22 protein-coding genes are annotated in these 25669 nt (G+C 52.5%); 17 read left to right on the top strand and 5 right to left on the bottom strand.

From position 1 onward, the window contains the following. The first annotated feature begins 62 nt into the window (after positions 1-62). From KP014_RS08905 to KP014_RS08890, 4 genes are all read left to right on the top strand, one after another. Entirely contained in the window at positions 63-1067 is a 1005-nt protein-coding gene (locus tag KP014_RS08905) for a LacI family DNA-binding transcriptional regulator (protein ID WP_036588725.1), read from the top strand. Positions 1068-1228: 161 nt separating this feature from the next. After that, entirely contained in the window at positions 1229-2479 is a 1251-nt protein-coding gene (locus tag KP014_RS08900) for an ABC transporter substrate-binding protein (protein ID WP_036588728.1), read from the top strand. A 135-nt stretch (positions 2480-2614) separates the two neighbouring features. Next, positions 2615-3481 carry a carbohydrate ABC transporter permease gene (locus KP014_RS08895; RefSeq protein WP_036588730.1) on the top strand — a complete coding sequence of 289 codons (867 nt, stop codon included), beginning with the start codon at positions 2615-2617 and terminating at the stop codon, positions 3479-3481. Then, entirely contained in the window at positions 3481-4299 is an 819-nt protein-coding gene (locus tag KP014_RS08890; RefSeq protein ID WP_036588734.1) for a carbohydrate ABC transporter permease, read from the top strand. Before KP014_RS08895 ends, KP014_RS08890 begins: the two co-directional genes overlap by 1 nt. 161 nt (positions 4300-4460) lie before the next feature. Here KP014_RS08890 and KP014_RS08885 read toward each other — a convergent pair whose 3' ends face one another. The 4 genes from KP014_RS08885 to tnpA are packed head-to-tail and all read right to left on the bottom strand — an operon-like array spanning position 4461 to position 8735. Continuing rightward, positions 4461-7415 carry a glycoside hydrolase family 66 protein gene (locus KP014_RS08885; protein ID WP_036588736.1) on the bottom strand — a complete coding sequence of 985 codons (2955 nt, stop codon included), beginning with the start codon at positions 7413-7415 and terminating at the stop codon, positions 4461-4463. Between the two features lie 23 nt (positions 7416-7438). Next, positions 7439-7717: an IS200/IS605 family accessory protein TnpB-related protein gene (locus tag KP014_RS28690; protein WP_246590678.1), complete on the bottom strand. Its 279-nt coding sequence runs from the start codon at positions 7715-7717 to the stop codon at positions 7439-7441. A gap of 18 nt (positions 7718-7735) precedes the next feature. Beyond that, the gene (locus KP014_RS08880) at positions 7736-8332 is read right to left on the bottom strand and encodes a hypothetical protein (RefSeq protein ID WP_246590677.1); all 597 of its coding nucleotides are present in this window, start codon (positions 8330-8332) and stop codon (positions 7736-7738) included. Between the two features lie 4 nt (positions 8333-8336). Next, complete coding sequence (tnpA, locus tag KP014_RS08875) at positions 8337-8735, bottom strand: IS200/IS605 family transposase (protein WP_036588739.1); 399 nt, start codon at positions 8733-8735, stop codon at positions 8337-8339. Between the two features lie 411 nt (positions 8736-9146). Between tnpA and KP014_RS08870 the strand changes: the two genes are divergently transcribed. From KP014_RS08870 to KP014_RS08810, 13 genes are all read left to right on the top strand, one after another. Further along, positions 9147-10835, top strand: a complete 1689-nt coding sequence (locus tag KP014_RS08870; RefSeq protein WP_036588742.1) for a glycoside hydrolase family 13 protein — start codon at positions 9147-9149, stop codon at positions 10833-10835. Positions 10836-11104: 269 nt separating this feature from the next. Beyond that, a complete protein-coding gene (locus KP014_RS08865) occupies positions 11105-11845 on the top strand; it encodes a glycerophosphodiester phosphodiesterase (RefSeq protein WP_036588745.1) in 741 nt (246 codons plus the stop codon). 223 nt (positions 11846-12068) lie between these two features. Continuing rightward, entirely contained in the window at positions 12069-13235 is a 1167-nt protein-coding gene (locus KP014_RS08860; RefSeq protein ID WP_036588747.1) for a phosphodiester glycosidase family protein, read from the top strand. Between the two features lie 136 nt (positions 13236-13371). Then, positions 13372-14970 (top strand): spore germination protein, encoded by a 1599-nt coding sequence (locus KP014_RS08855; protein ID WP_090834035.1) that lies wholly within the window; start codon positions 13372-13374, stop codon positions 14968-14970. 61 nt (positions 14971-15031) lie between these two features. Further along, positions 15032-16288 (top strand): Ger(x)C family spore germination protein, encoded by a 1257-nt coding sequence (locus tag KP014_RS08850; protein ID WP_246590676.1) that lies wholly within the window; start codon positions 15032-15034, stop codon positions 16286-16288. 213 nt (positions 16289-16501) lie between these two features. Then, complete coding sequence (locus KP014_RS08845; protein ID WP_246590675.1) at positions 16502-17608, top strand: GerAB/ArcD/ProY family transporter; 1107 nt, start codon at positions 16502-16504, stop codon at positions 17606-17608. A gap of 54 nt (positions 17609-17662) precedes the next feature. Continuing rightward, complete coding sequence (locus KP014_RS08840) at positions 17663-18358, top strand: response regulator transcription factor (protein ID WP_036596000.1); 696 nt, start codon at positions 17663-17665, stop codon at positions 18356-18358. Then, entirely contained in the window at positions 18355-19374 is a 1020-nt protein-coding gene (locus KP014_RS08835; RefSeq protein ID WP_036595998.1) for a sensor histidine kinase, read from the top strand. Before KP014_RS08840 ends, KP014_RS08835 begins: the two co-directional genes overlap by 4 nt. Positions 19375-19490: 116 nt before the next feature. Continuing rightward, on the top strand, positions 19491-20261 hold the full coding sequence (locus KP014_RS08830) for an ABC transporter ATP-binding protein (protein WP_036595996.1): 771 nt from the start codon (positions 19491-19493) through the stop codon (positions 20259-20261). Continuing rightward, complete coding sequence (locus tag KP014_RS08825; protein WP_036595994.1) at positions 20236-22170, top strand: FtsX-like permease family protein; 1935 nt, start codon at positions 20236-20238, stop codon at positions 22168-22170. Before KP014_RS08830 ends, KP014_RS08825 begins: the two co-directional genes overlap by 26 nt. Positions 22171-22342: 172 nt before the next feature. After that, a complete protein-coding gene (locus tag KP014_RS08820) occupies positions 22343-22597 on the top strand; it encodes a FeoA family protein (RefSeq protein ID WP_036595993.1) in 255 nt (84 codons plus the stop codon). Further along, entirely contained in the window at positions 22594-23325 is a 732-nt protein-coding gene (locus KP014_RS08815; RefSeq protein WP_036595991.1) for a FeoB small GTPase domain-containing protein, read from the top strand. Before KP014_RS08820 ends, KP014_RS08815 begins: the two co-directional genes overlap by 4 nt. After that, positions 23303-24709 (top strand): nucleoside recognition domain-containing protein, encoded by a 1407-nt coding sequence (locus KP014_RS08810; protein ID WP_090834037.1) that lies wholly within the window; start codon positions 23303-23305, stop codon positions 24707-24709. The genes KP014_RS08815 and KP014_RS08810 overlap by 23 nt, the downstream gene beginning before the upstream one ends. A gap of 103 nt (positions 24710-24812) precedes the next feature. On the opposite strand, the gene KP014_RS08805 is transcribed toward KP014_RS08810, so the two are convergent. Continuing rightward, positions 24813-25637, bottom strand: a complete 825-nt coding sequence (locus KP014_RS08805) for a pyruvate, water dikinase regulatory protein (RefSeq protein ID WP_051499246.1) — start codon at positions 25635-25637, stop codon at positions 24813-24815. Between the last annotated feature and the right edge of the window lie 32 nt (positions 25638-25669).

Here is a 25669-nt window from a genome sequence, read left to right as displayed (position 1 = left end):
AGTCATTAAGATTTATAGAAAGCGCTTAACTAAAGCTGCCAGCCGTATTGGAGGGGAAGCGTATGAATCCCACAATTAAAGATGTAGCTAAAAGGGCAAACGTTTCCATCGCCACGGTTTCCCGGGTACTGAACAATTTGGGCGGATATTCAGACAAAACGAAGCAGAAGGTTAATGAGGTCATTCGAGAGCTTGGTTACCAGCCTAACGCGATCGCACGCGGCTTAATCAATAAGCGTACGCATACGATCGGCGTATTGTTTCCGAATGTTTCGAGCGCTTTCTCCTCGGATATTTTGCAGGGAGTTGAAGATTACGCCCATGGCCGAAATTACAGTATTGTGGTCTGCAACACCGACGATGACGGCAAACGCACCCTGAAGTATCTGCAGCTTTTGCGGGAAAAGCAAGTTGACGGAATTATTTTCTCCAGCAGTGTGTTAAAGGAGGAGTACTATGAAGCAATCCAAGCTATGAACGTCCCGGTCGTTCTCGTCTCTTCCGAATCAAATTACGCCACAGTTCCTTACGTGAAGGTCGATGACTGCTTGGCCGCATGCGACGCGGTAGAATACCTCATCGGCAAAGGGCATCGTAAAATCGCAATGATCAGCGGTGGAAAAGAGGATGTATTAGCTGGATCTCCTCGTGTGGACGGATATTTAAGAGCGCTTCAGAAGCACCAAATTCCTTTTGACAGCCGATATCTCGTTTATGGCGATTTCAGATTTGAAAGCGGATGCATTCAGTTTGAAGCCCTACTGCAGACGGTTCCCGATGTAACGGCCGTGTTCGCTGCCAGTGACGAAATGGCAATTGGCGTACTTTCGGCCGCCTATAAACTCGGAATCAGGATTCCCGATGATATTTCGGTCATTGGGTTTGACGGAGTTCAGCTGTCCAACATGGTCGTTCCTCCGTTGACAACGGTTAGCCAGCCGCTTCAAGAAATGGGCAAAATCGCCGCCGAAACACTGATCCGTAGTATCGAAACAGGTGAAACGGCGGAAGGAATCATTGTCTCTCATTCAATTGTAGAAAGACAGACGGTAAGAACGCTTACCTGAGTCTTTTTATCAATATAACGTAAACGTTTAACTGAAAATGCAAGCGTTTGCCTTCCTTTGATTATGATATTAGAAGTGGAAACGGCCACTGCGCAGCTCAAAAGGTTAAACGCTTACGTCACCGCACTCTACTATAAAATTTTAGTTTAGGGGGATTTGACATGAAAAAAGGAATGACAACCGTACTTGCAGGAATGCTCGCTATATCACTACTGGGCGCCTGCGGCAACAGCTCTTCGGATAACAGCGCAAACGGCGGCAGTTCCTCTGGCAAGGTCGAAATTGAATTCTTCCAGAACAAAGCCGAAGCGAAGACTTCCTTTGACAAACTCGTTGCCAAATTCAATGAAGCTAATCCGAATATCGTCGTTAAACAGGTGAACCCGCCCGATGCCGAAACCCTGCTGAAGACACGCGCCGCGAAGAAGGATATTCCGGATGTTGTCGGCATCGGAGCAACCGATACGTTCAAGAGCCTTGCAACCGGCAGCTTGTTCGAGGATCTCTCCAATGATCCCGTTGTGAAAAATGTTCAGCCGGCCTATGCCGACATGCTGAAGAACTATACCGCCAACAGTCAATTGAACGGCGTTCCGTTCGCCGCCAACGCCAACGGTGTTATCTACAACAAAGCTATGTTTACAGAGGTGGGCGCAGAGGTTCCAAAGACCTGGGATGAGTTCATCGCGGTTGCCGAGAAATTCAAAGCAGCAGGCAAGAACGCATTCTACCTGACGCTCAAGGATTCCTGGACTACCCTGCCGGCGTTTAATGCGCTGAGCAGCAGCATCGTCGGCATCGACTTCTACACTCAGCGCCATGCCGGCTCCGCCAAATTCACGGGTACCATTAATGAAGTCGTACAAAAGCAGCTCCAATTGACCGAATATGCACAGAAAGATATTTACGGCAAAACCTACAACGACGGCAACGTGGCTTTCGCCAAGGGCGAAGCAGCAATGTATTTGCAGGGTGTATGGGCCATTCCTGAAATCCAGAAAGCCAACCCTTCGATCGATTTGGGCGTATTCGTACTTCCCGCAACCAATGATCCGTCCAAGAATAAGCTCGTAACCGGTGTGGATACGCTGCTGGCCATTTCCAAAACGACTAAGCACAAAGAAGAAGCGAAGAAGTTTATCGACTTCATGATGCAACCGGAAAATGTTAAGCAATATATCACGGAGCAAAAAGCGTTCCCGACTATTACGGGTGTAACTCAAGACGATAAAACCGTTGAAGGTTTGAAAGAAGCATTCACCGCCGGCAATCTGGTGGACTTCTCCGACCATTACATCCCTGCAGCCATGAAGATCGATACGCTTCTGCAAGAATTCCTGCAAAAGAAAGACGTCGACGCTTTTGTAAGCAAGCTGGACACGGAATGGGACAAAGTTGCCGACCGCAAATAAAGCATAATCACATGAACCGCGGGTACACTCTCAAGTTATATCCTAAGGTTCCAACGGAAATTCTGATAAAAGCTTAAGGCTGCTGGAGGAGAAGATCTCTTCTCTCTCCGGCACTTCTTTAAGGAGGACGGAACAATGGCTAAACGCCGGATCGCATATTATTTGATGACCATACCCGCGCTGTTCCTGTTTTTTGCTTTTCATACCTTCCCCGCCCTTCAAGGCATTTTTTACTCCTTTACCAACTGGGACGGTTTCAGTGACGGATATGCTTTTGTCGGTTTCAAGAACTTCATCAACGTGTTCAAAGACGAGAACGTGCTTAATTCCTACTTTTTTACATTCAAGTACGCCATTGCGGCCACCATTCTTATCAATGTCATCAGTCTCCTGATTGCGCTGGGACTGAACGCCAAGATCAAAGCCAAGAATTTCTTCCGAGGCGTATACTTTCTGCCGAACGTGCTCGGCGTCCTGATTGTCGGCTACATTTTTAATTACCTGTTCTCCAATGCCTTTACGGTATGGGGCGCAAAGCTCGGAAGCGACTTCCTGTCGCAGAATATTCTCGGAAATCCCGACTGGGCATGGGTGGGTATCGTTATTGTCGGCGTCTGGCAGGGCATCGCTTATAACACAATCCTCTATCTTGCCGGCCTGCAGACGATTCCTGCGGATCTGTATGAAGCCTCCAGTCTGGATGGGGCCAGCAAATGGAAAGAATTCTGGAGCATTACCTTCCCGATGCTTGCATCCTTCTTCACCATCAATATGGTTCTGGCCATGAAGGGCGGACTTATGATCTTTGACCAGATCGTCGCTTTGACCGGAGGCGGACCGGGACGCTCCACTCAGTCGATCGCTCTGCTGATTTATCAAGGCGGATTCACAGGCGGAGAATTTGCGTATCAATCGGCGAACGCCGTCATCTATTTTATCGTTATCGTAGCGATTTCTCTGTTTCAGATTAAAGTTCTACAAAGACGGGAGATGGACCTGTAATGAGAAAAAATACCAACTGGCTGGCGACCACACTCATTGCGCTCGGTTCTATCCTGATTCTGTTCCCGCTCTACATGGCTGTCAGCATCGCGCTCAAGAATCCCGAAGAGATGGCACAGTCCATTTTTTCACTGCCGACCGGGCTGCATTTTGAGAATTTCAGCAACGCCATTAAAGCGACCGATTTCTTCCATGCTCTTCAGAACAGCGCAGTCATCACGGTTATTTCGGTTGGATTTATCCTGCTGACCAACTCGCTCGTCTCCTATGCCATAGCAAGAAATATGAACCGGAGATTCTTTAAGCTCCTGTATCTGTATTTCGTCAGCGCCATGTTCATTCCGTTTCAGATCATCATGCTGCCTGTTGTAAAGGTAACGACCGATCTCTCCATGAACAATATTCCCGGTCTCATTCTCCTGTACATCGTATACGGTCTTCCGTTCAACGTGTTCGTCTATGTCGGATATATCCGTTCTATCCCGCTTGAGCTGGAAGAAGCCGCGACGGTCGACGGCACATCGACCTGGGGAACTTTCTGGAAGATTATTTTCCCGCTGCTCGGTCCGATCAGCGCAACGGTCATTATTTTGTCCAGTTTGTCAACCTGGAACGATTTCCTGCTCCCGCTCATTCTGCTTGCCGATCCAAGCCAATATACGCTGCCGCTTGTGCAGTACGTATTCCAGGGGCAATTCAGCACCGACTTCAATCTGGCTTTCGCCTCCTACCTGCTGGCGCTGCTGCCGATGATCGTCGTTTACCTGTCCGCGCAAAAATGGATCATCAGCGGTATTACGCAGGGTGCGATTAAATAAGCAAATACGCTATGGCCATTCATGCAATGGAAGGTCAGGCTTGCAATACGAGAAGAGAGACTGTTCTGCCCAAATCAGCCCAAACAAACAGTCCCATGATCCGCTTTGTGATGTGGATCATGGGACTGTTTTTGAGTTTTATTGTTTTAAGGCTGCCTCAATCAGTTGGCTGTCTTGTTCAACAGATTGGCGATGGTCTGCGCCGCTTCCGCGCGGGTAGCCGTCTGTACCGGAGCAAAGCGGCCGTCCGCCTGACCGGCCATGAGTCCGGTACCGATGACGGATTGCACGGCTGGGAGCGCCCATGCCGCAATATACCCGCGATCCCGGAACGTCAGACCCTGGCCGCTCGCCGCATCGCCTCCACCCGCCCGCTCGAATGCTTTTGCCAGCATGACCGCCATTTCCTGCCGTGTAATGGCTTCGCTTGGCGCGAACCTGCCGGCGCCGCGTCCGGCAATGATTCCGGCTTCATAAGCTGCGGCAACAGCGGATGAATACCAAGCGCCCGCCCTTACATCTTGGAATGGGGCAGGGCCCGTGCTCTGCAAATGGAGCGCTCTAGCCAGCAGCGCGGCGAACTGGGCGCGTGTAACCTTGGCCGACGGAACAAAAGTGTTATCCGTCATTCCGCTAATCACATTCTTCTCCGATAAGGAATAGATGGCGCCATATGCCCAGTGGCTGGAGGTGACATCCGAATAGGACTTGTCGTAAGCAGGCAAGGTAAAACTGTTCAAATGGCTTACATCTGCGCTTACCGTATCCCCCGCGTTGTTCGCTTTGTCGATATAAATCATGGTCCAATACTTTAATGAAGGCAGATCAATCGTGAGACGGGTTCCATTCCATGTGTACTTCAGTTCCGTAGACATGCCATGATTGGAATCCGGGGTGGCGGCATAGACCTTCAGATTCGGCGCATCCTTTTCCGTTAATCCGATATCATAAGTCACTTTAAGGTTATTCTGCAGGACCGGCTCATTTGCGGTGTTTCTCCAGTTATCATCATTGTTCAGCAGATTGATAAGATGCAGCACATCGTAGCGTTCAAACCCGGTATTCGAACGATTCTTCCGTACGGTGGTCCAGATGGTATCCTGGGTCCCATTGCTGCTGGTTGCAAGGCTGCTGCCGCTTGCTTCCACGCCTACCGATGCGTTAGGATCGGCCTTGCTGTCAAACAGCAGATTCTCATAAGCGGCGTTGAACTTGTAGTACTCCTTCATGGATTCCTTCGTGGACTCCAGCATCTTCTTGCTTCGGTTCGGATAGTATTCATGGGCAAGCATATTTGGACCTTCCTCGAAATTCTCGGCGGTGCCGATCTCGATATGCGAAGCTCCCAGAGCCGCGAGTCCGGCGTCCATCAGGCGCAGTGACGGTTCATTGAAGTAACCTAACGTCAGACCTCTGATGTTGATGCTGCCGTTCCCGCTCTCCTCGTCCATTTTGAGTGTTACCTTGTGTTTCCCTGCGTCAAGATGCGGAACGATAAAATACCCGTCCTGGCTGTAGGAGCTGCTGTTATTCGTTGGGGAAAAATAGATTCGGGCAGGCCCCCCGCTCAAATCAGTTGCTCTTTTCCCGTCAATATACACGGCCCGGCTTGTCCCCGTTCCTCCATTGGAATACGTGTAGATCAAGGAAGTTTCCCCCGATTGCGGGACATCCACATCGAACGATACGGTGTCATTCAAATGTCCGAAGTCCAATATTGTATCTTTATCCAGGACCAAAGGCGGCACCGCTTTCGCCTCGGAACCGTTGTATTGAACGCCGGTCGCCTCCTTGTAATTCATATAGCCGGCGATAACCATCGCCTTGCCGCCGTCGGCTTCGCGAGTCTCACCCACAACCTGCTGAAGATCCTTGTACTTGTCCTGATCCTGCCAGATTTCGCTATAATCGAAGTCGGTCTTCGTATTCGGATTCGGCACCGCACTGTAGCCTTTATTGCCTCCTACCATATTTAAGGTTACGTGACTTTTGTTCGCATTGTTCGCCTTAAGAGCGTCTTTGGCCGCATTGATGATTTTATCAAAATCCTTCGAGTAGTAACGCTTCGTTCCGTCGTAGCCAAGCAAATAATCATTGTCGTTGGCACCCCACTGGTCCAGATGAATGCCGTCAAAGCCATAATCGTTGATGGCCCGGACATACTGCTTCGTGATGTAAGACTGCCATTCCGGATTTCCGGGGTCCTGCAGGTAAAGCGCCGTCGGATGCGGCTTCACCCCGTCGAAATTAAAGCCGACCTGATCCTTTTCCGGGGTTCTGGTTTCGGTCGCTGTTTTGTTATACAGTCCCCACTCCGGCTTGACGCCGAAGTCCTGATAATTCTCGCGCGCGGCATAGTTCATTTCGTAAGCCATTGCCGCAGAGCCGTACTTTTGCGCGGCCGACACGGATTGCTTGATGGTCAGTGGGAACAGGAGCCGCCCGAGCAGATCGGTATAGCTCGAATTCTCATCCACCGGTGCTGTAATGAAGCGTCCGTTTGTATCAAGCAGCGGCTTTCCGTTCTCGTCGGTCTTCGAGTAGACGGATACGTCATGCCGCCACATCCAATCATAGAACTGGTAGGCATTGATATAATACTCCTGGGAGAGCTCTTTAAGTTTCGCATCACTCTCTGCTGCCGTCTCCTTCGGAAAATCGGCCACATAGCCGTATCTCAGAAAATGAGTCCAATCACTGGAAACGTCGATCGCTGCGGTCACATAATCATCAGCCGCCGCTCCCTCAATCCAAGCCTTGGCCATATAGCCCTTAAAATCGCCGGCCGGCGGATTCCAATCGATTTTCAGCTCGGCGCTTCCGTCTTTTTGCACTGTCAAATCCTTTTCGCCTTCCGCCACCAAGGTGTTCAATTGATAAATTTGCAGGTGAAGCTTGCCGCTCCAGGCGGCGGATTGATCCAGCGTCAGAATCAGTTCGGCGGATTGACCCGGAGCAAATCGGGCTTTGGAAGGGACCATCTGCGTTATTCTATGTTCTGGCGGTGTGTCCCCGGCTGCAGCCGAAGCCATCCCGACTCGGCCGTAGCCGACTGTAGAGGTCTGGACCAGCATGAGCAGCATACAGAAATACGCTATTGCCTTTTTCGTTCTCACAAGCCATCTCCCTCGTCAGTAGTTTAATTATGTAAAACAAACATGCCTGCCAAAGCGGCTTTATACGCTATAAACATTTGCAATTGATAGAACGACCAGTTATGCAGATTTTTAGCGTTTTTACGACTTGTTCTTGTCGTATGGCGAATATTCGTCAACTTCTCGATCTTGATGACCGATACGTGTTCTTCGATCGCCATATTCACGATCTTTCGGCTGATTTTGTGATTTTGATCTTTGATGTAGCGATGCTCTTTGTTTACTTGCTTGCGGATGGCGGATAGCTTTTTGAGCTTACCCATCTTCCTCCGTCGTTCTTTCTATTTGCGGCGAACGAATTTATTTTGTCTGCCGTTGCCAACGAACTTGGTTTTGCCTGTTGAGGTTACAAGGGCTGCAGGGACTTTTAATCCGAGGTCAATCCCCATCGTTACGTCGCCAGCCGCTGGTTCGGTCTGGGCTTCTATACTGATCTGAACGTACCACTTGCCTGACTTTTCGACAACTTTCAGGAGCCCAAGTTTCCCGCTTGACAGCAAGCCTTGTTCTCGTTCGGTGATACAAGCTGAAACAGTCTGCCGCTGTACATTTCCGTCCACCATGCCGGGAAATGAGACGGTATCCCGTCCAAGCGAATAGTTTTGATTGTTCACATAGTAGGCTCTTCGCTTTAAGATCGGGCGTTTCCCTTGCTTTTTCGTCTTTTTATAAAGGCTTCGCGCATCTCGAATCGCCTGATTTCTAACCGCCGAGGGAAGATTAGCCTTTACATCCTTGGAGGTTAGCTTTGGAAATACGCTCAATGATTCCGCTTGTTCGGTTAGCCGATTGACCGTTTGGATATATTCGTTTCCCATCTCCTTTAATAAAGAAGCATCGCTTGGAAATATGCGTATTTGAACGGTCACGGCTTGCATGGGTTCACCCCCTTGTCTTTTGCTCTTCGACATAGCGCTCTATCGTTTCGCTAGATATGTTCCCTGCGGTACTGACCAAATAAGAACGTGTCCAAAGGCTTTGCAAATGCTTTAAGTGTTTGAACTCTTGACGCAAGTCCCGTGAAGTCGCTCCTTTCAATTTTGCCATAATGTCCGCTGGAGAGTCGGTTGGCAGCACATTCAAAACTAGGTGTACATGATCAGGCATAACTTCCATTGCGACAATGAGCCAATCGTTTTTTAAACAAAGCTCTTGTACAAGCTCTTTAAATCGGGCTTCTACTTGTTTGGCTAATACTTTTCTTCGATAACGCGGACAAAACACAAAATGGTAGTTGATTAACGATACGGTTGTTGCGGTTCTTCTATACTCTTGTCCCATAGCCCTATGGTATCAGTTTAAATAACTAACCGCAACAGATCCTTGTAGATATAGGACAATTAAGCTGTCTAAAGACAGCCCTTGTCCTAAGCCTATTCATCCTATGCCTAAAGGCTAGGGCTTTCTCAGCAAAATTCTGTAAATGAATCTCTAATCCTATTTTGCTCTTCTTCGTTATTCATCCAAACTACCTACTCAGATCTTTGGAGTTGACAAAAATAGTTATCCGGCTTACTATTTAAGTAAGCGTTTACTTTGTGTGATCGACGCCTTTTCACTCCTTCTATGCAAGCGTTTAGTGGTGCACGGGAATTTGGGATTTAATTTTTAACATTTTAACGTAAACGTTTACTTTTTTATTGTCATATCCAATTTTCCAACACTCAATTACTCAGTAAAAGGAGAATGATAATGGAACGCAAATGGTGGAAGGAAAGCGTAGTCTATCAAATTTATCCCCGCAGCTTTAAAGACAGTAACGGCGATGGGATCGGCGATCTGCAGGGAATCATCTCCAAGCTGGATTATCTGAAAACGCTCGGTGTAGATGTCGTATGGCTCTGCCCGGTGTACAAATCGCCCAATGATGACAACGGATACGATATCAGCAATTATCAGGACATTATGGATGAATTCGGCACGATTGCCGATTGGGAAGTTCTCCTTCAGGGCCTGCATGACCGGGGCATGAAGCTGATTATGGATCTCGTGGTGAACCATTCCTCCGACGAGCATGCCTGGTTCGCGGAATCCCGCAAATCCAAGGACAATCCGTACCGCGATTACTATATTTGGCGTCCGGGCAAAGACGGTCATGAACCGAACGACTGGGGCTCCTTCTTCAGCGGCTCGGCCTGGAAATACGACGAAGGGACAGACGAATACTTCCTGCATCTGTTCTCTACGAAGCAGCCCGATCTGAACTGGGAGAACGAAAAGGTACGCCGGGAAGTGTACGACATGATGACCTGGTGGCTTGAAAAAGGCATCGACGGTTTCCGTATGGATGTCATCAATCTGATCTCCAAAGTGCCCGGACTGCCCAGCGTGTCGGAAGAAGCCGGGGAGGGCCGCTCCTTACACTTCGGCGGCAAATATTTCGTCAACGGTCCGCGCGTACACGAATACTTGCAGGAAATGAACCGTGAAGTCTTGTCCAAGTACGACATTATGACTGTCGGAGAAGCGGTTGAAGTTACGCCGGAGGACGCGGCTTTATATGTAGGCGAAGACCGGGGCGAGCTGAACATGGTATTCCATTTCGAGCTGATGGGCGTCGATTCGGGCCCCGGCGGCAAATGGGACTGCAAGCCCTGGAGCCTGAAAGATATTAAAGATATTATCTCCAAATGGCAGATTCACCTTAACGGCAAGGGATGGAACAGTCTGTATTTGAACAATCACGATCAGCCGCGGATGCTCTCCAGATTCGGCAACGATACGGTTTACCATAAAGAGTCGGGCAAAATGCTGGCAACCCTGCTGCATACACTTCAGGGGACCCCCTATATTTACCAAGGTGAAGAAATCGGGATGACGAACGTAAAATTCGCTTCGATCAGCGAATACAAGGATATTGAAATTATAAATATGCATGAGGAATACCTGGCTGCGGGACATACGGAAGAGGCCATCATGAACTCGGTTTACATCAAGGGCCGCGACAACGGCCGCACGCCGATGCAGTGGAGCAGCGAGCCGCAGGCCGGATTCACCACGGGCACGCCTTGGCTGGCGGTAAATCCGAACTATATGGAAATCAACGTGGAGCAGGCTCTGGCCGATCCCGATTCCATCTTCCATTATTACAGACAGCTTATTGAGCTGCGCAAACAGCATGACATTATCGTGTACGGGGATTATACAATTTTAGACAAGGAGAATGAACAGGTATTTGCTTATCTGCGCACGCTCGGCAGCGAAAGGCTGCTCGTGATTCTGAATTTCTTCGGCGAGCCCGTAACCTTCGGGGTTCCAGAGGAGATTGAAACTCACGGAGCTAAACTGCTCATCAGCAACTACGAAGCGGAAAAAGACACGGATCTCCGCAGCCTGAAGCTTCGCCCTTACGAAGCCAGGGTATATAAATTTACGGTTTAAGCCTAACAATAGACATGGGGCTGTCCCGCAAAGTCATCGAAGATGACCGAGGGACAGCCCCGCTCATTATTCAACCCTCTGCCTTCCCGCCCTTGTTTAACCCACTTTCGAGTCCGCATATTCAGCCGTTTCCCCATCTGGCAGCATAATGGAAATATTTACTCCCCGTTAATTCTCCGCAATCAATATAGAGCTATACTCATAGGGTTTACGGCATGGATGTGGAATATTATATTAAGCAGGAATAACGAAGACGGAGGTATGCAGACGTGGCTAAAATATTGAATTTCGCGCACCGCGGCGCTTCAGCGGTATGCCCGGAAAATACGATGGCGGCTTTCCGCCACAGCCTTACTCTTGGAGCGACGGGCATTGAGACTGATGTGCAAATGACCCGGGACGGGGAGCTTGTTCTCATACACGACGAGGAACTAAGCCGCACAACGAACGGCAGCGGCTATGTGAAGGACAAGACACTGGCAGAGCTGGAGGCGCTCGACGCAGGCGCCTGGTTCGGAGACGGCAGCTTCAAAGGCGAGAAAATTCCCCAGCTGGAGGATCTGCTCGAACTGCTGCTGGATCGGGACACGGTCCTCAATATTGAGCTTAAGAACGGAGTCTTTCTCTATCCCGGAATGGAGGAAAAAGTAATTGCCGCCGTCAGGGCTTACGGCATGAGCAGCCGGGTCGTCATCTCCAGTTTCAATCATTATTCACTCGCTTACTTCAAGAAGCTGGCCCCGGATCTGGAGATCGGTATTCTTTACATGGAAGGCCTGTACCGCCCGTGGGAATATGCCGCCACCGTGGGGGCAAAGGCGCTGCATGCGTATCATTTGGCGGTGCTGCCGGAATTTGTGCGGGACGCGGCGCAGAGCGGTGTCGTCTATCATCCGTTTACGGTCAACGATCCGAAACGGATGGAGTTCCTGATTGATGCTGGCGTTGCCGGCATTATTACGGATGTACCTGATGTTCTCGCAGGACTGCTGGCTCGCAAAGGCCTGTAAATCGAAAGTCCGGTCCTCCCACCAGCAAACGGACCGGACTTTCTGCCACATCAATCCCCGCAATGCCAGGCTCGTAGCCGTAGTTCTACTAACAGCGTAGCGGTGCTGAACATTTCCAGCCGAGAATCCGATGTTAAATTAGAGGCGCATCTGCATGCACCGACTAAATAAGCGGCTTTCGCCTAGGCATACGACCGCAACGATAAAGGAGAATTCAATTTCAATGGCAGCAAAAAACAAACCGGCATTCCTGCTACTCCTCATTCTGATTATGGCTGCATCCTGCATCCTTCCCCTCCCCGCCGCGCATTCGGCTGCGGCTTCGCCCAAAAATATCGTCCTGGTGGACAAGAACGGCAGCTCGTTCATCCCGCTTCGTGTTCTGAATGAATTGGATGGCACTAGCGCATCATGGGACGCTTCCCTGAAACGGATTGACATTGCGCAAGGGAATGTATCCCTGACCTTGTTCGCAGGCCAAAACGGAGCTTATGTAAACGAAAAACCGGTCTCGCTCACCGCACTCCCCTTCAGCGACAGCGGAACCGTCTATGCACCGCTGGCCACAGTTAGCGACGCGCTTAAGCTGAAGCTTCAGTGGAACAAGGAGACAGCCTCGGTCACGATTACGGATGCGCAGGGCAAATCCTTCCGGCTTCCCGTATTGACCGGGGCCATGATCCGTCCCGAATCATCCGCCGCGGCGTCTTCACGCCAAACGTTCAAAGTAGGCGGCAGGTCCTTCACCGTTCAGATCGTAACCGTCTCTCTGCTGCATCCGAAGGTCCGGCTGGATGTCGTGCTCGCGGGCGGAAGCGTAGGCAAGGTGGAAGAGCTCCGAAACATGGCGAAGCGCAGCCATGCCATCGCCGCTATTAATGGCACGTTCTTCAACGCTTATACGTCAGCAAGCTATAAAGCCCCTTACGGTTATATCGCCGCCGGCGGCAAGCTGTTGAAGGATAGCCCAGCCGACCGCCGCGCGGTATTTGCCTACGACAGCAACCACTTAGCCGAGCTGGTTCCTGGCGGAAATTTCATGCCCCGCTTTCAGGCAGGTGAATTCGAAGGTGGACTGCAGGCCGGTCCCCGGCTGGTAACAGACGGAAAAGTATCCCTTAATGTCACGGCTGAAGGCTTCCGCGATCCCAAAATTTTAACAGGCGGCGGAGCGCGCAGCGCTCTGGGCCTTACACGAGATCACAAGCTGCTGCTGGTGACCTCCGGCGGCGCGACAATTCCCCAGATGGCCCAGATTATGAAACAGGCGGGAGCCTGGCAGGCGATGAATCTGGATGGCGGCGCTTCAAGCGGTCTTTATTTTAACGGCGGCTATCTGACTACCCCCGGACGCCTAATCAGCAATGCGATCGTCGTCAAATCTCAATGATCGCAAGAATCGGATTTGAACATCCAAGCGCCCTTCATCCTGCTGCAGCAGGATGAAGGGCGCTTTTAGTCAGAATAAGGAATAGATTCCCGGGAATAATACAGCAGTCAAAAGCTGTGCCTTGGAGGGAGCATCTATGAAGCTGAAGTTTCTGTCAAAACGTAAACCCGATTTCAGGCCGGTACAAAACAGCACACTCCCCTTCCATCCGCTGGAGGCCTCTCTGGATGCCAATCTGGCGGAAATCAAGCGGCGCATCGGGCACAGCGCCGATGTCGTGTTCCGTTCATTATCCAACCCGTCCTCCGATTCTCCCGCTATGAATTTCATTTATATTGACGGACTGGTCAATTCGGACTTGGTTTCCCAAGCCGTGATCCAGCCTCTGACGGATAATCCGCTTTTGAAGGAACAGCGGCCGGAGGAAGCTTTTCTTCTGATCAAGGAGCAGATTCTGCCAGTGGGCGGACTCCAAGAATGTAAAACGGTGGAAAGTCTGCTCGGTATGCTGTTCGAAGGAAATGCAATTATCATGCTCGACGGATCCAAGGTCGCGCTGGCGGCCGGCACTTCCTTCTGGGAGAAGCGGAGCGTCAATGAACCGACCTCACAGGGGGTAATCCGCGGTCCCAAAGAAGGCTTCACCGAGAGCCTGCGAACAGGCACCTCCATGCTGCGCCGGAGACTGAAAACCGCCGATCTTCGGGTCGAACAATATAAAATAGGAAGACGCACCCAGACGGGCGTCGCCCTGGTCTATCTCCACGGCATCGCAAGCGAGCAGGTGCTTGCCGAGATTCGTCAACGTCTGGATGCCATTGACACGGACAGCATTCTGGAGAGCAATTACATCGAGGAGTTGATTCAGGACGGCCATCTGACTCCTTTTCCGACAATAATGAGTACAGAGCGGCCCGATGCCATGGCGGGCGGCATTCTGGAAGGGCAGGTCGGCATCATTATTGACGGAACACCTTTTGCACTCCTGGCTCCCGCTACGTTCTTCAGCTTTTTTCAATCCAGCGAAGATTATTACCAGCGGTTTGACATTTCTTCATTCCTGCGCCTGATTCGCTATTCCGCCTTCTTCGTGTCCATGCTTCTGCCTGCGCTGTATATCGCCATCACGACCTTCCACCAGGAGATGCTGCCGACTACACTGCTGATCAGCTTGGCCGCCCAGCGTGAAGGCGTACCCTTTCCAGCTTTTATTGAAGCATTGCTCATGGAACTGACATTCGACGTTCTGCGCGAAGCCGGGGTAAGAATGCCGCGGGCCATCGGACCCGCAATCTCCATCGTGGGCGCACTCGTGCTGGGGCAGGCCGCCGTTCAGGCGGGCCTTGTATCCGCCGCCATGGTCATTGTCGTGTCCTTCACGGCGATTTCAAATTTTGTCATCCCGTCAATGGCTATCTCCAACTCCACCCGGCTTATCCGCTTCATGATGATGCTGTTTGCCGGTACCTTGGGCATGCTCGGGATCATGTCCTTTTTGATGGTGCTTCTAATCCATATGGCCAGCCTCCAGTCATTCGGGGTTCCGTATTTATCCCCCATTGCTCCGATGAATCCGAGTTATCTGAAAGATATTGTTATCCGTGTACCTCTGCGGAACATGAAGATGCGACCAAGCACATACGGAAGCAAAGAAGCGCCAAGGCAGAACTTGCTTCCGAAAGAGCAGCAAGCATCCGGCAGCCAATCCGAAGGGCAGGGGAGTAAGAATTCCTGAAGCGGACTTCTGCTATTAAGGCCGATGAAGAGGCCGGATGCCAAAAGAAAGGAGTGTAGACATGAGCGAAAGCGCACAAACAGGCGATAACATGCGTCATCAAGCGGGGCGGATGTTCCTGCTTATCGTCTCCCTCCTGTCGCTCCTGATCAGCGGCTGCTGGGATGATAGAGAGCTGAACGAGCTTGGCATTGTATCGGGTTCCGCATACGATTGGAAGGATAATCAATGGCAAGCCACCTACCAGGTTATCAACCCTTCATCCGGTGCTAACAACACGGGAGGCACTGGCGGAGGAAATACAAGTTCGCCTCCCTTTTTGATCTATACGGCAAGGGGGAATACGATTATGCAAGCCGTCGAACGCACCAATCTGACCAGCACGCGCGAGTTGTTCTTCTCCCAATCCCGAATCACGGTGCTGGGCGAGGCGCTCGCGAAAAGAGGAATTGGAGAGCTGATCGATCTGTTACTGCGCAAAGCCGATGCCCGCCAAACGGTGTATGTGTTCATTACCGAAGGAGAGGCGGGACGCATACTTAGCCAGTTGATGCAGCTCAACAGAAATCAGGGCGCAGGCGTTCAGCTCATGATTGAACAGGAGGCCAGATTGACTTCCTATTACCCCGGAATACAGATGTTCGAGCTGGCCAGGCAATTGAGCTCTGAATCGGCTAGCGCGGCAGTTCCGGAAATTCTGCTCTCCGGCAATAAGTTAATGGATCGAACGAGTGACATAACCCAGACCGATCTTCCATCCCGGATCGCATTTGGCAGATTGGCCGTTCTGAAAGGAGACCGTTTCGTCGGATGGCTGTCACAGGCCGAAGCGTACGGATTATCCTTCATGACGGACAAGATCAAAATGTCGAACATCTCATTTCCCTCAAAGCCCGAAAAGAGCGACAAAGACGATGCATCGATTACACTGCTGCATTCATCCACCACTGTCCGTCCGATGTGGGAGAACGATCATTACGTCATGGATATTGATATTAAAGCGGGGGGTACATTGAACGAAATCGGCAGCAGCTTGAAGCTGGAAAAGGAATCCACCATCCGCCAACTTGAGAGCAGCACAGAGAGAAATATTCTTGAGATCGTGGAAGCCTCCTGGCGTTCGGTCAAAAAATTGAATGCCGATGTGACCGGCTTTGCCGTATCCATCCATCGCCATCACCCCAAGCAATGGAAGCGGATAAAACAGGAGGACAATTGGGATACCGTATTTCAAAACATTCAAATCCGCCCTCATGTCAAGGTGAAAATCAAACGAATCGGCCTTAACAGCAACTCCTATAATTCATTGGAGAAGTAATAAGGCCGATGTTAGGAGAGCGGTTTGCGGTCATTGTAACTCCACGCCGCCGTATTTTTCCCGGGGTGGGGGCTGCAGGAAGGGGAAGCGGCCTATACGGCTGCTGTTCGGCTGTATACCCGGTAAGGGCCGCCTACGTTAACGTTTCGGGCAATAGCCATGTTTCCCAGCCTGACGGCGGAGCGATTATCAGATGGTCAGGAGGTTAGATCCTTGTCACAGTCAAAAAAACATGCCACGAGCCTGGAAATGACGTTTATTGTCATTTTGTTTGAAATCGGCAGTACCCCAATGTTTGTGCTCGGGAGTAAGGCCAAGCAGGATGCCTGGCTGGCAATGAGCGTCGGAGCCGCAGCCGGTTTCGCTCTCCTTCTTCTCTTCCTGTGGATTCAGCGCCGCCTGCCGGAAATGGAATTGGCCGGAATGCTCCGTTTCGGCTTCGGACGCATCGCCGGCGGATTAATCAGTGCAATATACTGCTGCTATTTTGCTTACGAGTCCATGCGGAACCTGCGGGATTTTGGCGAGCTTACCGCGATAATCCTTCTACCAGCGACTCCTATGTCCATCACGATGCTGGTGTTTCTGATGATTGGGGTCTATGCAATCTGGAAAGGTGTGAAGACGATCTTTCGGCTTCCGGAGATTCTGCTTCCGGGTTTGATCCTCTGTTACTTCGTGCTGATCATTATGTTTCTACTAATGAAGATCGCCGATTTCAGGCGGCTGATGCCTGTGGCGGAGAACGGGCTTCGGCCCATTCTGAATACGGCGCTGCCCGACATCGTCTCCTTTCCGTTCGGTCAAATCATAGTCTTTCTGCTTCTGTGGTCACTTTGGAACCGGCCTGGTGTTCCGGCAAAGCAAACGATTTGGGCTTATATCGGAGTTAGTCTGTTTCTAATATTCATGGAAGCAACAAATATAGCCGTTCTTGGCCCGGACTTGACACACAGCTCCGTCCTTCCTTTGCTTAAAGCGGTCCGAACGCTGTCCGGTTTGAGGTTTATCGAACGGCTGGATATCCTGGTCACATTTATGATATTTATCGGGCTCATGATCAAAATGTTAATATTCTTCTATTGCTCTGTGAGAATGGCTTCGCTCCTGACGAACAAATCCGAAAAGATATGGGTGATTGCCGTTGGAGCGGTTATCTATGCGGCGTCCTTCATCGAGAGAGATTATACGCAGCATATTGCCATCGGCCTCGGACCTTCCCTAAAGATCGATGTCATATTCCAGGTCGCTATCCCGCTGGTTCTGGCGCTGGCAGTAGCACTGCGCGGACACAAAGGCTTCATTCCTCCGGGTCAATGAGATATGATAATAGCGGTACGTAAGCCGCCATCATATCGCATGAAGGAGAATTTCATGGAAACCATTTTGATCATAGAGGATGATGCCAAACTTGCCGTATTGCTGCAAACCTACCTGTCGAAATACGGCTTCCGCACAGCTATTGTGGAAGATTTCAGCTCGGTGCTGGATGCCTTTCTGGATAGCGGAGCGGATCTCGTGCTGCTGGATGTCAATCTCCCCAAATACGACGGATATTATTGGTGCCGCCAGATCCGCAGCCGGTCGCTCTGCCCGATCCTGTTCATCTCCGCCAGAGACAGCGGAATGGATCAGGTGATGGCGCTGGAGAACGGAGCGGACGACTACATCACGAAGCCGTTTCATTACGAGGTCGTTCTCGCCAAGATCCGCAGCCAGCTGCGCCGGGTCTACGGTTCTTACGCGCATCAGCCGGAAGAACGGACCGTACGCTCGGGCTCGCTGACTCTCTATCCCGAACGCTTTGCCATTCAGCATGGAGAGCTTACGGCGGAACTGACTCAGAAGGAGTCCGTCCTGCTGGAAGCCCTGATGCTGAAGGAAGGCCGCGTAGTCAGCCGCGAGCGGCTGCTCGACTTGATGTGGGAAGACCAGCATTTCATCGATGACAACACACTGAATGTCTACATAACGAGGGTGCGCAAAAAGCTTAAGGAACTGAATGCGGACGATGCTGTGGAAACGGTAAGGGGAGCGGGGTACCGGCTGAACATCGCCGAAGCGCCATGAAGCTGTTTCTAAAGGTGCAGCTTCCGCTGCTGCTGTTCTATGCGGTCCAGATGCTGCTCGTTCCGCTTCTCTACTGGCTCACGGGCGAAGGGCGCCCCTTCTCTATTATGCTGTACGGCGCGGCGCTCAGCGGAGCGGTGCTTGCCGTGTATCTCGGATTCCGCTACCTGCGTCATCGAAGACTGTACATAAAGCTTAACGATCCGGAAGCCTCCTTGAACAGCGCCTTCGAGCCGCTTGGAGACGCTCCCCTTCCGGAAGCCGTCGACAAGCTTCTGGAAACCTACGGCCGCCATTACCGGGATCAGCTCGGCGAGGAGGCCCGCCGCGTGGACAGCCATATCACGTTCATGAACCGCTGGGTTCATCAAATGAAGACCCCCTTGTCCATTATTCAGTTGACAGCCGAGGAATTGGACGATGCGGCGGCGGACAGTATCCGCGAGGAAGTCGACCGCCTGCGCAAAGGGCTGGAAATGGTGCTGTACACTTCCCGGCTGGACCGGTTCGAGGATGATTTCAGCATCGTGCCGGTATCTCTGCGGAAGGCGGTCAGCGAGACGGTGGCCGAGAACCGGCGGCTCTTCATCCGCCGGGGCGTGCAGGCGGATATCCGGATTGGCGAGGAGCTCAAGGTGTATACCGACGCCAAGTGGCTGAGGTTTATGCTCGTCCAGATTCTAACTAACGCCGTGAATTATTCAGCCGGCTCCGGAAAGACCGTCACCGCCGCAGCTTTCCAGCGAGGCCGCGAGGTCATTCTGGAAATTCGCGACGAAGGCATCGGAATCGCCCCTGAGGATTTGAAGCGGGTCTTTAATCCTTATTTCACGGGCGAACGCGGACGGGAGTACCGCGAATCGACCGGTATGGGCCTTTATCTTGTCCACGAAATATGCAAGCGGATAGGACACCGGGTGGAGCTTTCCTCGCAGCACGGCGAAGGCACGGCGGTCCGGCTAATTTTTGATTCGGGGATTCCGGCGGATACGAACATAACATTAACCGGACTGTAAGGAAACCGTAAGGTAAATCCATGGCAGCCATCGGGCGTTGTACGGTACAGTGAGAGTGTAACAGGATACTTGCGGGGATAATGCAAACGCCCCAACCCTGGAAAGGAAGGTCTCTCATGAATGTATTGGAAGTCACCGCCCTCAGCAAAGTCTATCCGGGCAAAATCAGCACCCGCGCCCTTACCGATATCCATCTCGGCATCGAGAGCGGAGAATTCGTCGGCATTATGGGTCCGTCGGGCAGCGGCAAAACGACACTGCTCAACATGGTCTCCACCATTGACAGGCCCAGCTCCGGCGAAGTGAAGATCAACGGCAGCAACCCTTTTCTCATGAACAAAAAGGAGCTGGCCCTGTTCCGCCGAAGGCAGCTCGGCTTCGTCTTCCAGGATTTCAATCTGCTCGAAACGCTCACCGTCGGCGAGAATATCGTGCTTCCGCTGACGCTCGACAAGCGCAGGCTCTCCGAGATGAAGACGCTGCTGGAGCAGGCTGCCGACCGCCTGGGTATTACGGATATTCTCGATAAACGGGTCTACGAAATCTCCGGCGGACAGCGCCAGCGGACGGCGATTGCCCGGGCGATTATCTCATCCCCTTCCCTTATCCTGGCCGACGAACCAACAGGTTCACTGGACTCCAACTCCTCGAGGCTCGTGATGGAATCGCTGGAGAATATCAACCGAAGTACGGGAGCCACACTGATGCTGGTCACGCATGATCCGCTCGCCGCCAGCTACTGCAGCCGGATCATCTTTATCAAGGACGGTAAGCTTGCGGCAGAGATCCGCCGGGGCGAGAGCCGCCAGGCCTTTTTCCAAAAAATCATCGACACGCTGTCGTTCTGGGGAGGGAACAGCCATGAGCTTTCCTCAGTTCGCGTTTAACAACATCCGCCGGAACGCCCGGTCTTATATCGCTTTTTTTCTAAGCAGCGCCTTTATGGTCATGGTCTTCTTCGCTTACGCGGTATTCATGTTCCATCCGGACGTGACCTCGATTGAGCTGGGGGAAAACTCGGCCGCTGGCATGAAGATCGCCTCTTACATCGTGTTCATCTTCGCCTTCTTCTTCGTGCTGTACTCCATAAGCGCTTTTCTGAAATCCCGCAATCTCGAGTTCGGCATCCTGACGATTCTGGGCGCTCGGCCGGGACAGATCAATAAGCTGATCTTCATGGAAAATATGCTGATTGGGCTGTTCTCCATCCTGACGGGCATGGCCGGAGGTCTGCTGCTGTCCAAGATGTTTCTGCTGCTCAGCACCAAGATGATCGGCATTGCCAATCTGCCCTTATACTGGCCGGTAAAAGCAATAGTAGTAACCGCAGCCGCGTTCCTCGGCCTGTTCATCGTCATCTCGGCGTTCACCCTGCTGTTTATCCGGAAGAACCGGGTGCTGGAGCTGCTGAAAGGCACGAGCAAGCCGAAAAAGGAACCCAAGGCCTCCCTGCTGCTGTCCGCGCTGTGCATCGCGCTGCTTGCCGCCGGATATTGGGCGATTCGCCAGCCGCTGGACCCTAAATGGCTGCTTACCGCAGCGGTAACAGGCATTGCCGGTACTTACTTTTTCTACACCCAGTTGTCCGTTCTTACGATTAGTCTGCTTAAGCTCAGCCGCAGACGGCTGTGGCGCGGAACCAACCTGCTCTGGATTTCGGAGATGGCTTACAAGCTGAAGGACAATGCCCGCATGCTGTTTCTTGTGACCGTGGTTACGTCGCTCGCCTGCATGGCTTCGAGCTTTCTGCTCTCGATAAACAATGCGAACAAGGACGCGTATGTGAACAGCCCGTTTGCCTTTACCTATACCACCTCCCATTTGTCCGCCGCAGCTGCAGAGAAAGACACGCAATTGATCCGCGACCGCCTTCAGGCGGAAGGCTTAAAGTACACGGAAAATAAAGTCGGGCTGCTGCACGGTACCATTGTGAAAGAAGGCAAGTTCATTCCTTTCAATATCCTGCCCCTGGACCGTTACAACGAGCTGGCGCCGCAGATGGGCAGGGAAGCTGAAGCCGGGCTGTCCGGCAGCGAGATTCTGCTGATCCATTCGAACGATTTCAACATTAAAGATTATGCCAAAGATAACCGCGTAAAGCTGCTGGAGTATCCGGGCCAGACCTTTATTGTGAAAAAGACGCTGGAGCTGCCGACTTCGCCCTTCGGACAATATGCCGCTCCTCTGCTGGTCATATCAGGCGACATGTATAACCAGCTGGCCGTCAAAGGGTCAGCGTTGACAATGTTCCTGTACAAAGTGCCCGCATTGGACGGACAGCTTCCAGCCGCAGGAAGCCGGACCGCGCTCCTCTCCACCGAACTGGCGGACACATACAGAGATCGCGACAATCAATCCCACGGCTTGGGCGGGTATCTGAGCGCCAGGGATTACCTGTATCTAACGACGAAACAGGGAGCTTCGATGCTTGGCTTTATCGGCATATTCATCGCCCTGATCTTCTCCGTCTCGTCGGCGAGCTTTCTCTACTTCCGCCTGCACTCCGAGCTGGCCGCCGACCAAAGAATGTACCGTGCGCTGTCCAAGATCGGACTCAGTCCCGGCGAGATGTCCGGCTCGGCAACCAGGCAGATCGCTCTGCTTTTTTACATCCCCATTCTGGTCGCCTGGGTTCAGACTCTGGTTGTGCTCCGGCCCGTCATGGTTCAAATTCAGGTCTACGAAATCACGGTCCCGGTCCTGATGACGATTGGCGCTTTCCTGGCGGTGCAGACGCTGTATTTCGCCGTTGTAAGATCACGTTATGTACACAGTCTGAAGAGAACAATGGTTTAGAACCAGGGTACCCCCGCGCTGGAGAAGCTTTTCTTGATCGCGGGGGTTTTTGTTAAAATTTAAGTTTCCTTAGGGAAACTTTTTTGTTGCTAGGACAAATTTGGTCGCGTATACTAATATTATGGAACAGCTCAACAGTCGGGTGTATAGGCTAGAAGAAAGGATGATTGTTATGACCGAAACCGGTATTCCGTTATCCGAAGCCGTCAAAGGAAGCGTACTTGAAATCAAAGGCATGAGCATACAGGGCGTAATGAGAAGAAGACTGCTGGATCTCGGCTTTGTCCCCGGCAACACGGTAGAAGTGGTGCGCCGCAGTCCTTTGGGCGACCCTACCGCATTCCGAATAAGCAATACAATGATTGCACTGCGCAGAGAAGAAAGTTCACTCATTTACGGAGAACCGATTGGAGGGGAAACGGAATGAAATCTTATACTGTAGCCTTTGCCGGCAACCCGAATACGGGAAAAAGCACACTGTTCAATCTGCTGACCGGAATGCGGCAGCACACCGGGAACTGGGCCGGCAAGACGGTCATTACCGCCGAAGGAACGTTTACACATAACGGCAAGGAATACCGCGCCGTCGATCTTCCGGGCACCTACTCCCTGTACTCCAACTCGGCCGATGAAGAGGCGGCCCGCGATTACATCATTTTTGAGAAACCGGACGTGACGCTTGTCGTGCTGGACGCCACCTCGCTGGAGCGGAACCTGAATCTAGCCCTGCAGGTGCTGGAAATTACCGGCCGCGCCGTGATTTGCATTAACCTGATCGACGAGGCGCGCAGGCTTGGCATCGACATCGACCTGAAGGCCATATCGAAGCGCCTTGGCGTACCGGTAACCGCCATTTCCGCCAGAAACAGAACCGGAATCCAGGAGCTGCTGAATCAGGTGGAACGGGTCGCGGACGGCACATTCGCCGCAGAACCCTTGCGGATTCAGTACAGTGAGGAAATTGAACGCGGCATCGCCGAGCTCCTCCCCCTCGTGGAGCAGGCTGTAGGCGGCGATTACCCCGCCAGGTGGATTGCGCTGCGGCTGCTGGACGGAGATGAGAGCCTGCTGGCTTCCCTCCGCAAGGCAAGCTTAGGAATACGGGATAGCGTCCCGAAGGAGGTGTCCGGCCATGGAGCAACAGCATGTCATTAAAGGAAGCAGCGCGCTGGATTCCCTGATTGCTGAAGCCGAAAAGCTGACCAGCGGCGGCATTCGTGACGACATTGTCGGCGGCATCTACGGCGTCTCTGCAAGCATCTGCCGGGAGGCTGTCACCTACCGCGACCGCAGCAAATTGAAGAGCACGCATAAGCTTGATCAGATCGTAACCTCAAAAATCTGGGGCTTCCCGATCATGCTCGCCATACTCGGCGCCGTATTCTGGATTACGATCGCCGGGGCGAACTATCCATCCGGCTGGCTGGCCTCCCTGTTCGGCTTCATTGAAGGCTATCTGACCGCCGGATTCCAGGCGGTTAATGCCCCGGCCTGGCTGCACGGCGTGCTTGTGCTCGGCTTATACCGGGGAACGTCCTGGGTCATCAGCGTCATGCTGCCGCCGATGGCGATCTTCTTTCCCGTCTTCGCCCTGCTCGAGAACTTCGGTTATCTCCCGCGCGTCGCCTTCAACATGGACCGCCTGTTCAAGAAGTCGGGCGGCCACGGCAAGCAGGCCCTGACCATGTCGATGGGCTTCGGCTGCAACGCTGCCGCCATCCTCTCCACGCGGATCATCGAGTCGCCGCGCGAACGGATGCTGGCGATTCTGACCAATAATTTCGTCCCGTGCAACGGCCGGTGGCCGACGCTGATCCTGCTGGCGTCCCTGTTCATGGCGGGAGCCGCAACGACTGGAGCGCTGAAATCGCTGACCACCGCTGGTATCCTTATGGGGCTTGTGCTATTGGGCATCGTGGTCACGCTGACCGTCTCCTGGATCATGTCCAAGACGGCGCTGCGCGGCGTGCCCACGCATTACACCCTGGAGCTGCCTCCATACCGGAAGCCGCAGGTCTGGAAGACGATCCTGGTTTCTTCCAAGGATAAGTCCCTGAACGTGCTGACGCGGGCCATCGTGATCGCCGCGCCAGCCGGAATCGCCACCTGGATACTGGGTAATATTGTCATCGGAGGAGACAGCATTCTGAATCATATGGCGTCTTTCTTCGATCCCTTCGCGCATCTGCTCGGACTGGACGGCTATATCATTATGGCGTTTATCCTCGGCCTGCCCGCGAACGAAATAGTGCTGCCGATCCTGATGATGGGCTACATGTCGTCGGGAGCCATGGTCGATGTCGACAGCCTCGGAAATATCAAGGATATCTTTCTCCAGCACGGCTGGACGTGGCTGACGGCGCTTAACATGATGCTGTTCTCACTGCTGCATTATCCGTGCGGCACGACGCTGGTTAACATCTACAAGGAAACGAAAAGCATAAAATGGGCCGTGCTGTCGGCCGTCATCCCGCTCGGCATCGCCATTGCCGTAACCTTCGCGGTGGCGCAGGCGGCATACGCCTTCGGCTGGGTGTAAGGCGGGCGGAAGGAATTCTCCTCTCTGAAACACGACCCGCAGAACGCCAAGGGCCGCTCCCCTGCATATCCATTGCAGCCGGGAAACGGCCCTTTCTCCGTTGTTATTGAATGCAGTCGATAATCAAACCCGCGGTTTCCTCAATGGATTTATCAGACACATCGATTACCTTGCAGCCGATCCGCCTCATCAGTTCCTCGGCGTAAGTGAACTCCTCCACAATGCGGTGAGCCGCCGCGTAGTCCGCGTCAGCATGCAGCCCCAGCGATCTCAGCCGTTCGGCACGGATCTTGAGAATCGCTTCCAGCTCCATCGTCAGCCCGAAAATACGGCGGCTCGGGATCTGAAACAGCTCCTGCGGAGCCCTGACCTCCGGCGTCAATGGATAGTTCGCCACCTTGTAGCCCTTATGGGCCAGGTATATGCTAAGCGGGGTCTTTGAGGTGCGGGAGACTCCGATCAGCACGATCTCGGCAAGGCCGATTCCCCGCGAATCCCGTCCGTCATCATATTTCACGGCAAATTCCACGGCCTCGACCCGGCGAAAATACGCTTCATTCATCCTGCTTTCCAGTCCGGGCCGGGCAAGGGGCTGATTATGGAAGGTCATCGAGATCGCCGAAATGACGGGGCCCATAATATCCACGGCCCTTATGCCGTGAGCAGCAGCCTCACTAATCATCATTTCGCTTAACTCCGGCTGCGCAAAGGTATAGACAATAAACGTGCGCCGCTCGGCGGCTTCACGCACCGCCTCGCGGATTTCCCTCCCGCCGGAAATATGGCTGAAGCGTTTGATCCGGGCGGGCAGGGCCTCAAACTGGCGCAAGGCCGCGCTTACAACGGCATCGGCCGTTTCCCCCACGGCGTCCGAGCAAATGACGATCCAGCGGCCGTGTTCTGCCTCTTCCCCTTCGGTATCTATCATACTCCGGCTGCTCCGATTTTCCATTTCGCCCC

It is taken from the genome of Paenibacillus sophorae (assembly GCF_018966525.1).
Taxonomy (GTDB): domain Bacteria; phylum Bacillota; class Bacilli; order Paenibacillales; family Paenibacillaceae; genus Paenibacillus_AQ; species Paenibacillus_AQ sophorae.
The sequence above is the reverse complement of the archived record's forward strand: the minus strand, read 5'-3'. Positions and strand labels throughout refer to the sequence as shown.

Excerpts from the sequence above, each read along its gene's own strand:
- KP014_RS08830 (WP_036595996.1), top strand. The coding sequence starts at position 19,491 with ATGAATGTATTGGAAGTCACCGCCCTCAGCAAAGTCTATCCGGGCAAA.
- KP014_RS08850 (WP_246590676.1), top strand. The coding sequence starts at position 15,032 with ATGAGCGAAAGCGCACAAACAGGCGATAACATGCGTCATCAAGCGGGG.
- KP014_RS08860 (WP_036588747.1), top strand. The coding sequence starts at position 12,069 with ATGGCAGCAAAAAACAAACCGGCATTCCTGCTACTCCTCATTCTGATT.
- KP014_RS08890 (WP_036588734.1), top strand. The coding sequence starts at position 3,481 with ATGAGAAAAAATACCAACTGGCTGGCGACCACACTCATTGCGCTCGGT.
- KP014_RS08870 (WP_036588742.1), top strand. The coding sequence starts at position 9,147 with ATGGAACGCAAATGGTGGAAGGAAAGCGTAGTCTATCAAATTTATCCC.
- KP014_RS08810 (WP_090834037.1), top strand. The coding sequence starts at position 23,303 with ATGGAGCAACAGCATGTCATTAAAGGAAGCAGCGCGCTGGATTCCCTG.
- KP014_RS08825 (WP_036595994.1), top strand. The coding sequence starts at position 20,236 with ATGAGCTTTCCTCAGTTCGCGTTTAACAACATCCGCCGGAACGCCCGG.
- KP014_RS08900 (WP_036588728.1), top strand. The coding sequence starts at position 1,229 with ATGAAAAAAGGAATGACAACCGTACTTGCAGGAATGCTCGCTATATCA.
- KP014_RS08855 (WP_090834035.1), top strand. The coding sequence starts at position 13,372 with ATGAAGCTGAAGTTTCTGTCAAAACGTAAACCCGATTTCAGGCCGGTA.
- KP014_RS08840 (WP_036596000.1), top strand. The coding sequence starts at position 17,663 with ATGGAAACCATTTTGATCATAGAGGATGATGCCAAACTTGCCGTATTG.
- KP014_RS08905 (WP_036588725.1), top strand. The coding sequence starts at position 63 with ATGAATCCCACAATTAAAGATGTAGCTAAAAGGGCAAACGTTTCCATC.
- KP014_RS08805 (WP_051499246.1), bottom strand. The coding sequence starts at position 25,637 with ATGATAGATACCGAAGGGGAAGAGGCAGAACACGGCCGCTGGATCGTC.
- KP014_RS08820 (WP_036595993.1), top strand. The coding sequence starts at position 22,343 with ATGACCGAAACCGGTATTCCGTTATCCGAAGCCGTCAAAGGAAGCGTA.
- KP014_RS08880 (WP_246590677.1), bottom strand. The coding sequence starts at position 8,332 with ATGCAAGCCGTGACCGTTCAAATACGCATATTTCCAAGCGATGCTTCT.
- KP014_RS08895 (WP_036588730.1), top strand. The coding sequence starts at position 2,615 with ATGGCTAAACGCCGGATCGCATATTATTTGATGACCATACCCGCGCTG.
- KP014_RS08815 (WP_036595991.1), top strand. The coding sequence starts at position 22,594 with ATGAAATCTTATACTGTAGCCTTTGCCGGCAACCCGAATACGGGAAAA.
- KP014_RS28690 (WP_246590678.1), bottom strand. The coding sequence starts at position 7,717 with ATGGGTAAGCTCAAAAAGCTATCCGCCATCCGCAAGCAAGTAAACAAA.
- tnpA (WP_036588739.1), bottom strand. The coding sequence starts at position 8,735 with ATGGGACAAGAGTATAGAAGAACCGCAACAACCGTATCGTTAATCAAC.
- KP014_RS08835 (WP_036595998.1), top strand. The coding sequence starts at position 18,355 with ATGAAGCTGTTTCTAAAGGTGCAGCTTCCGCTGCTGCTGTTCTATGCG.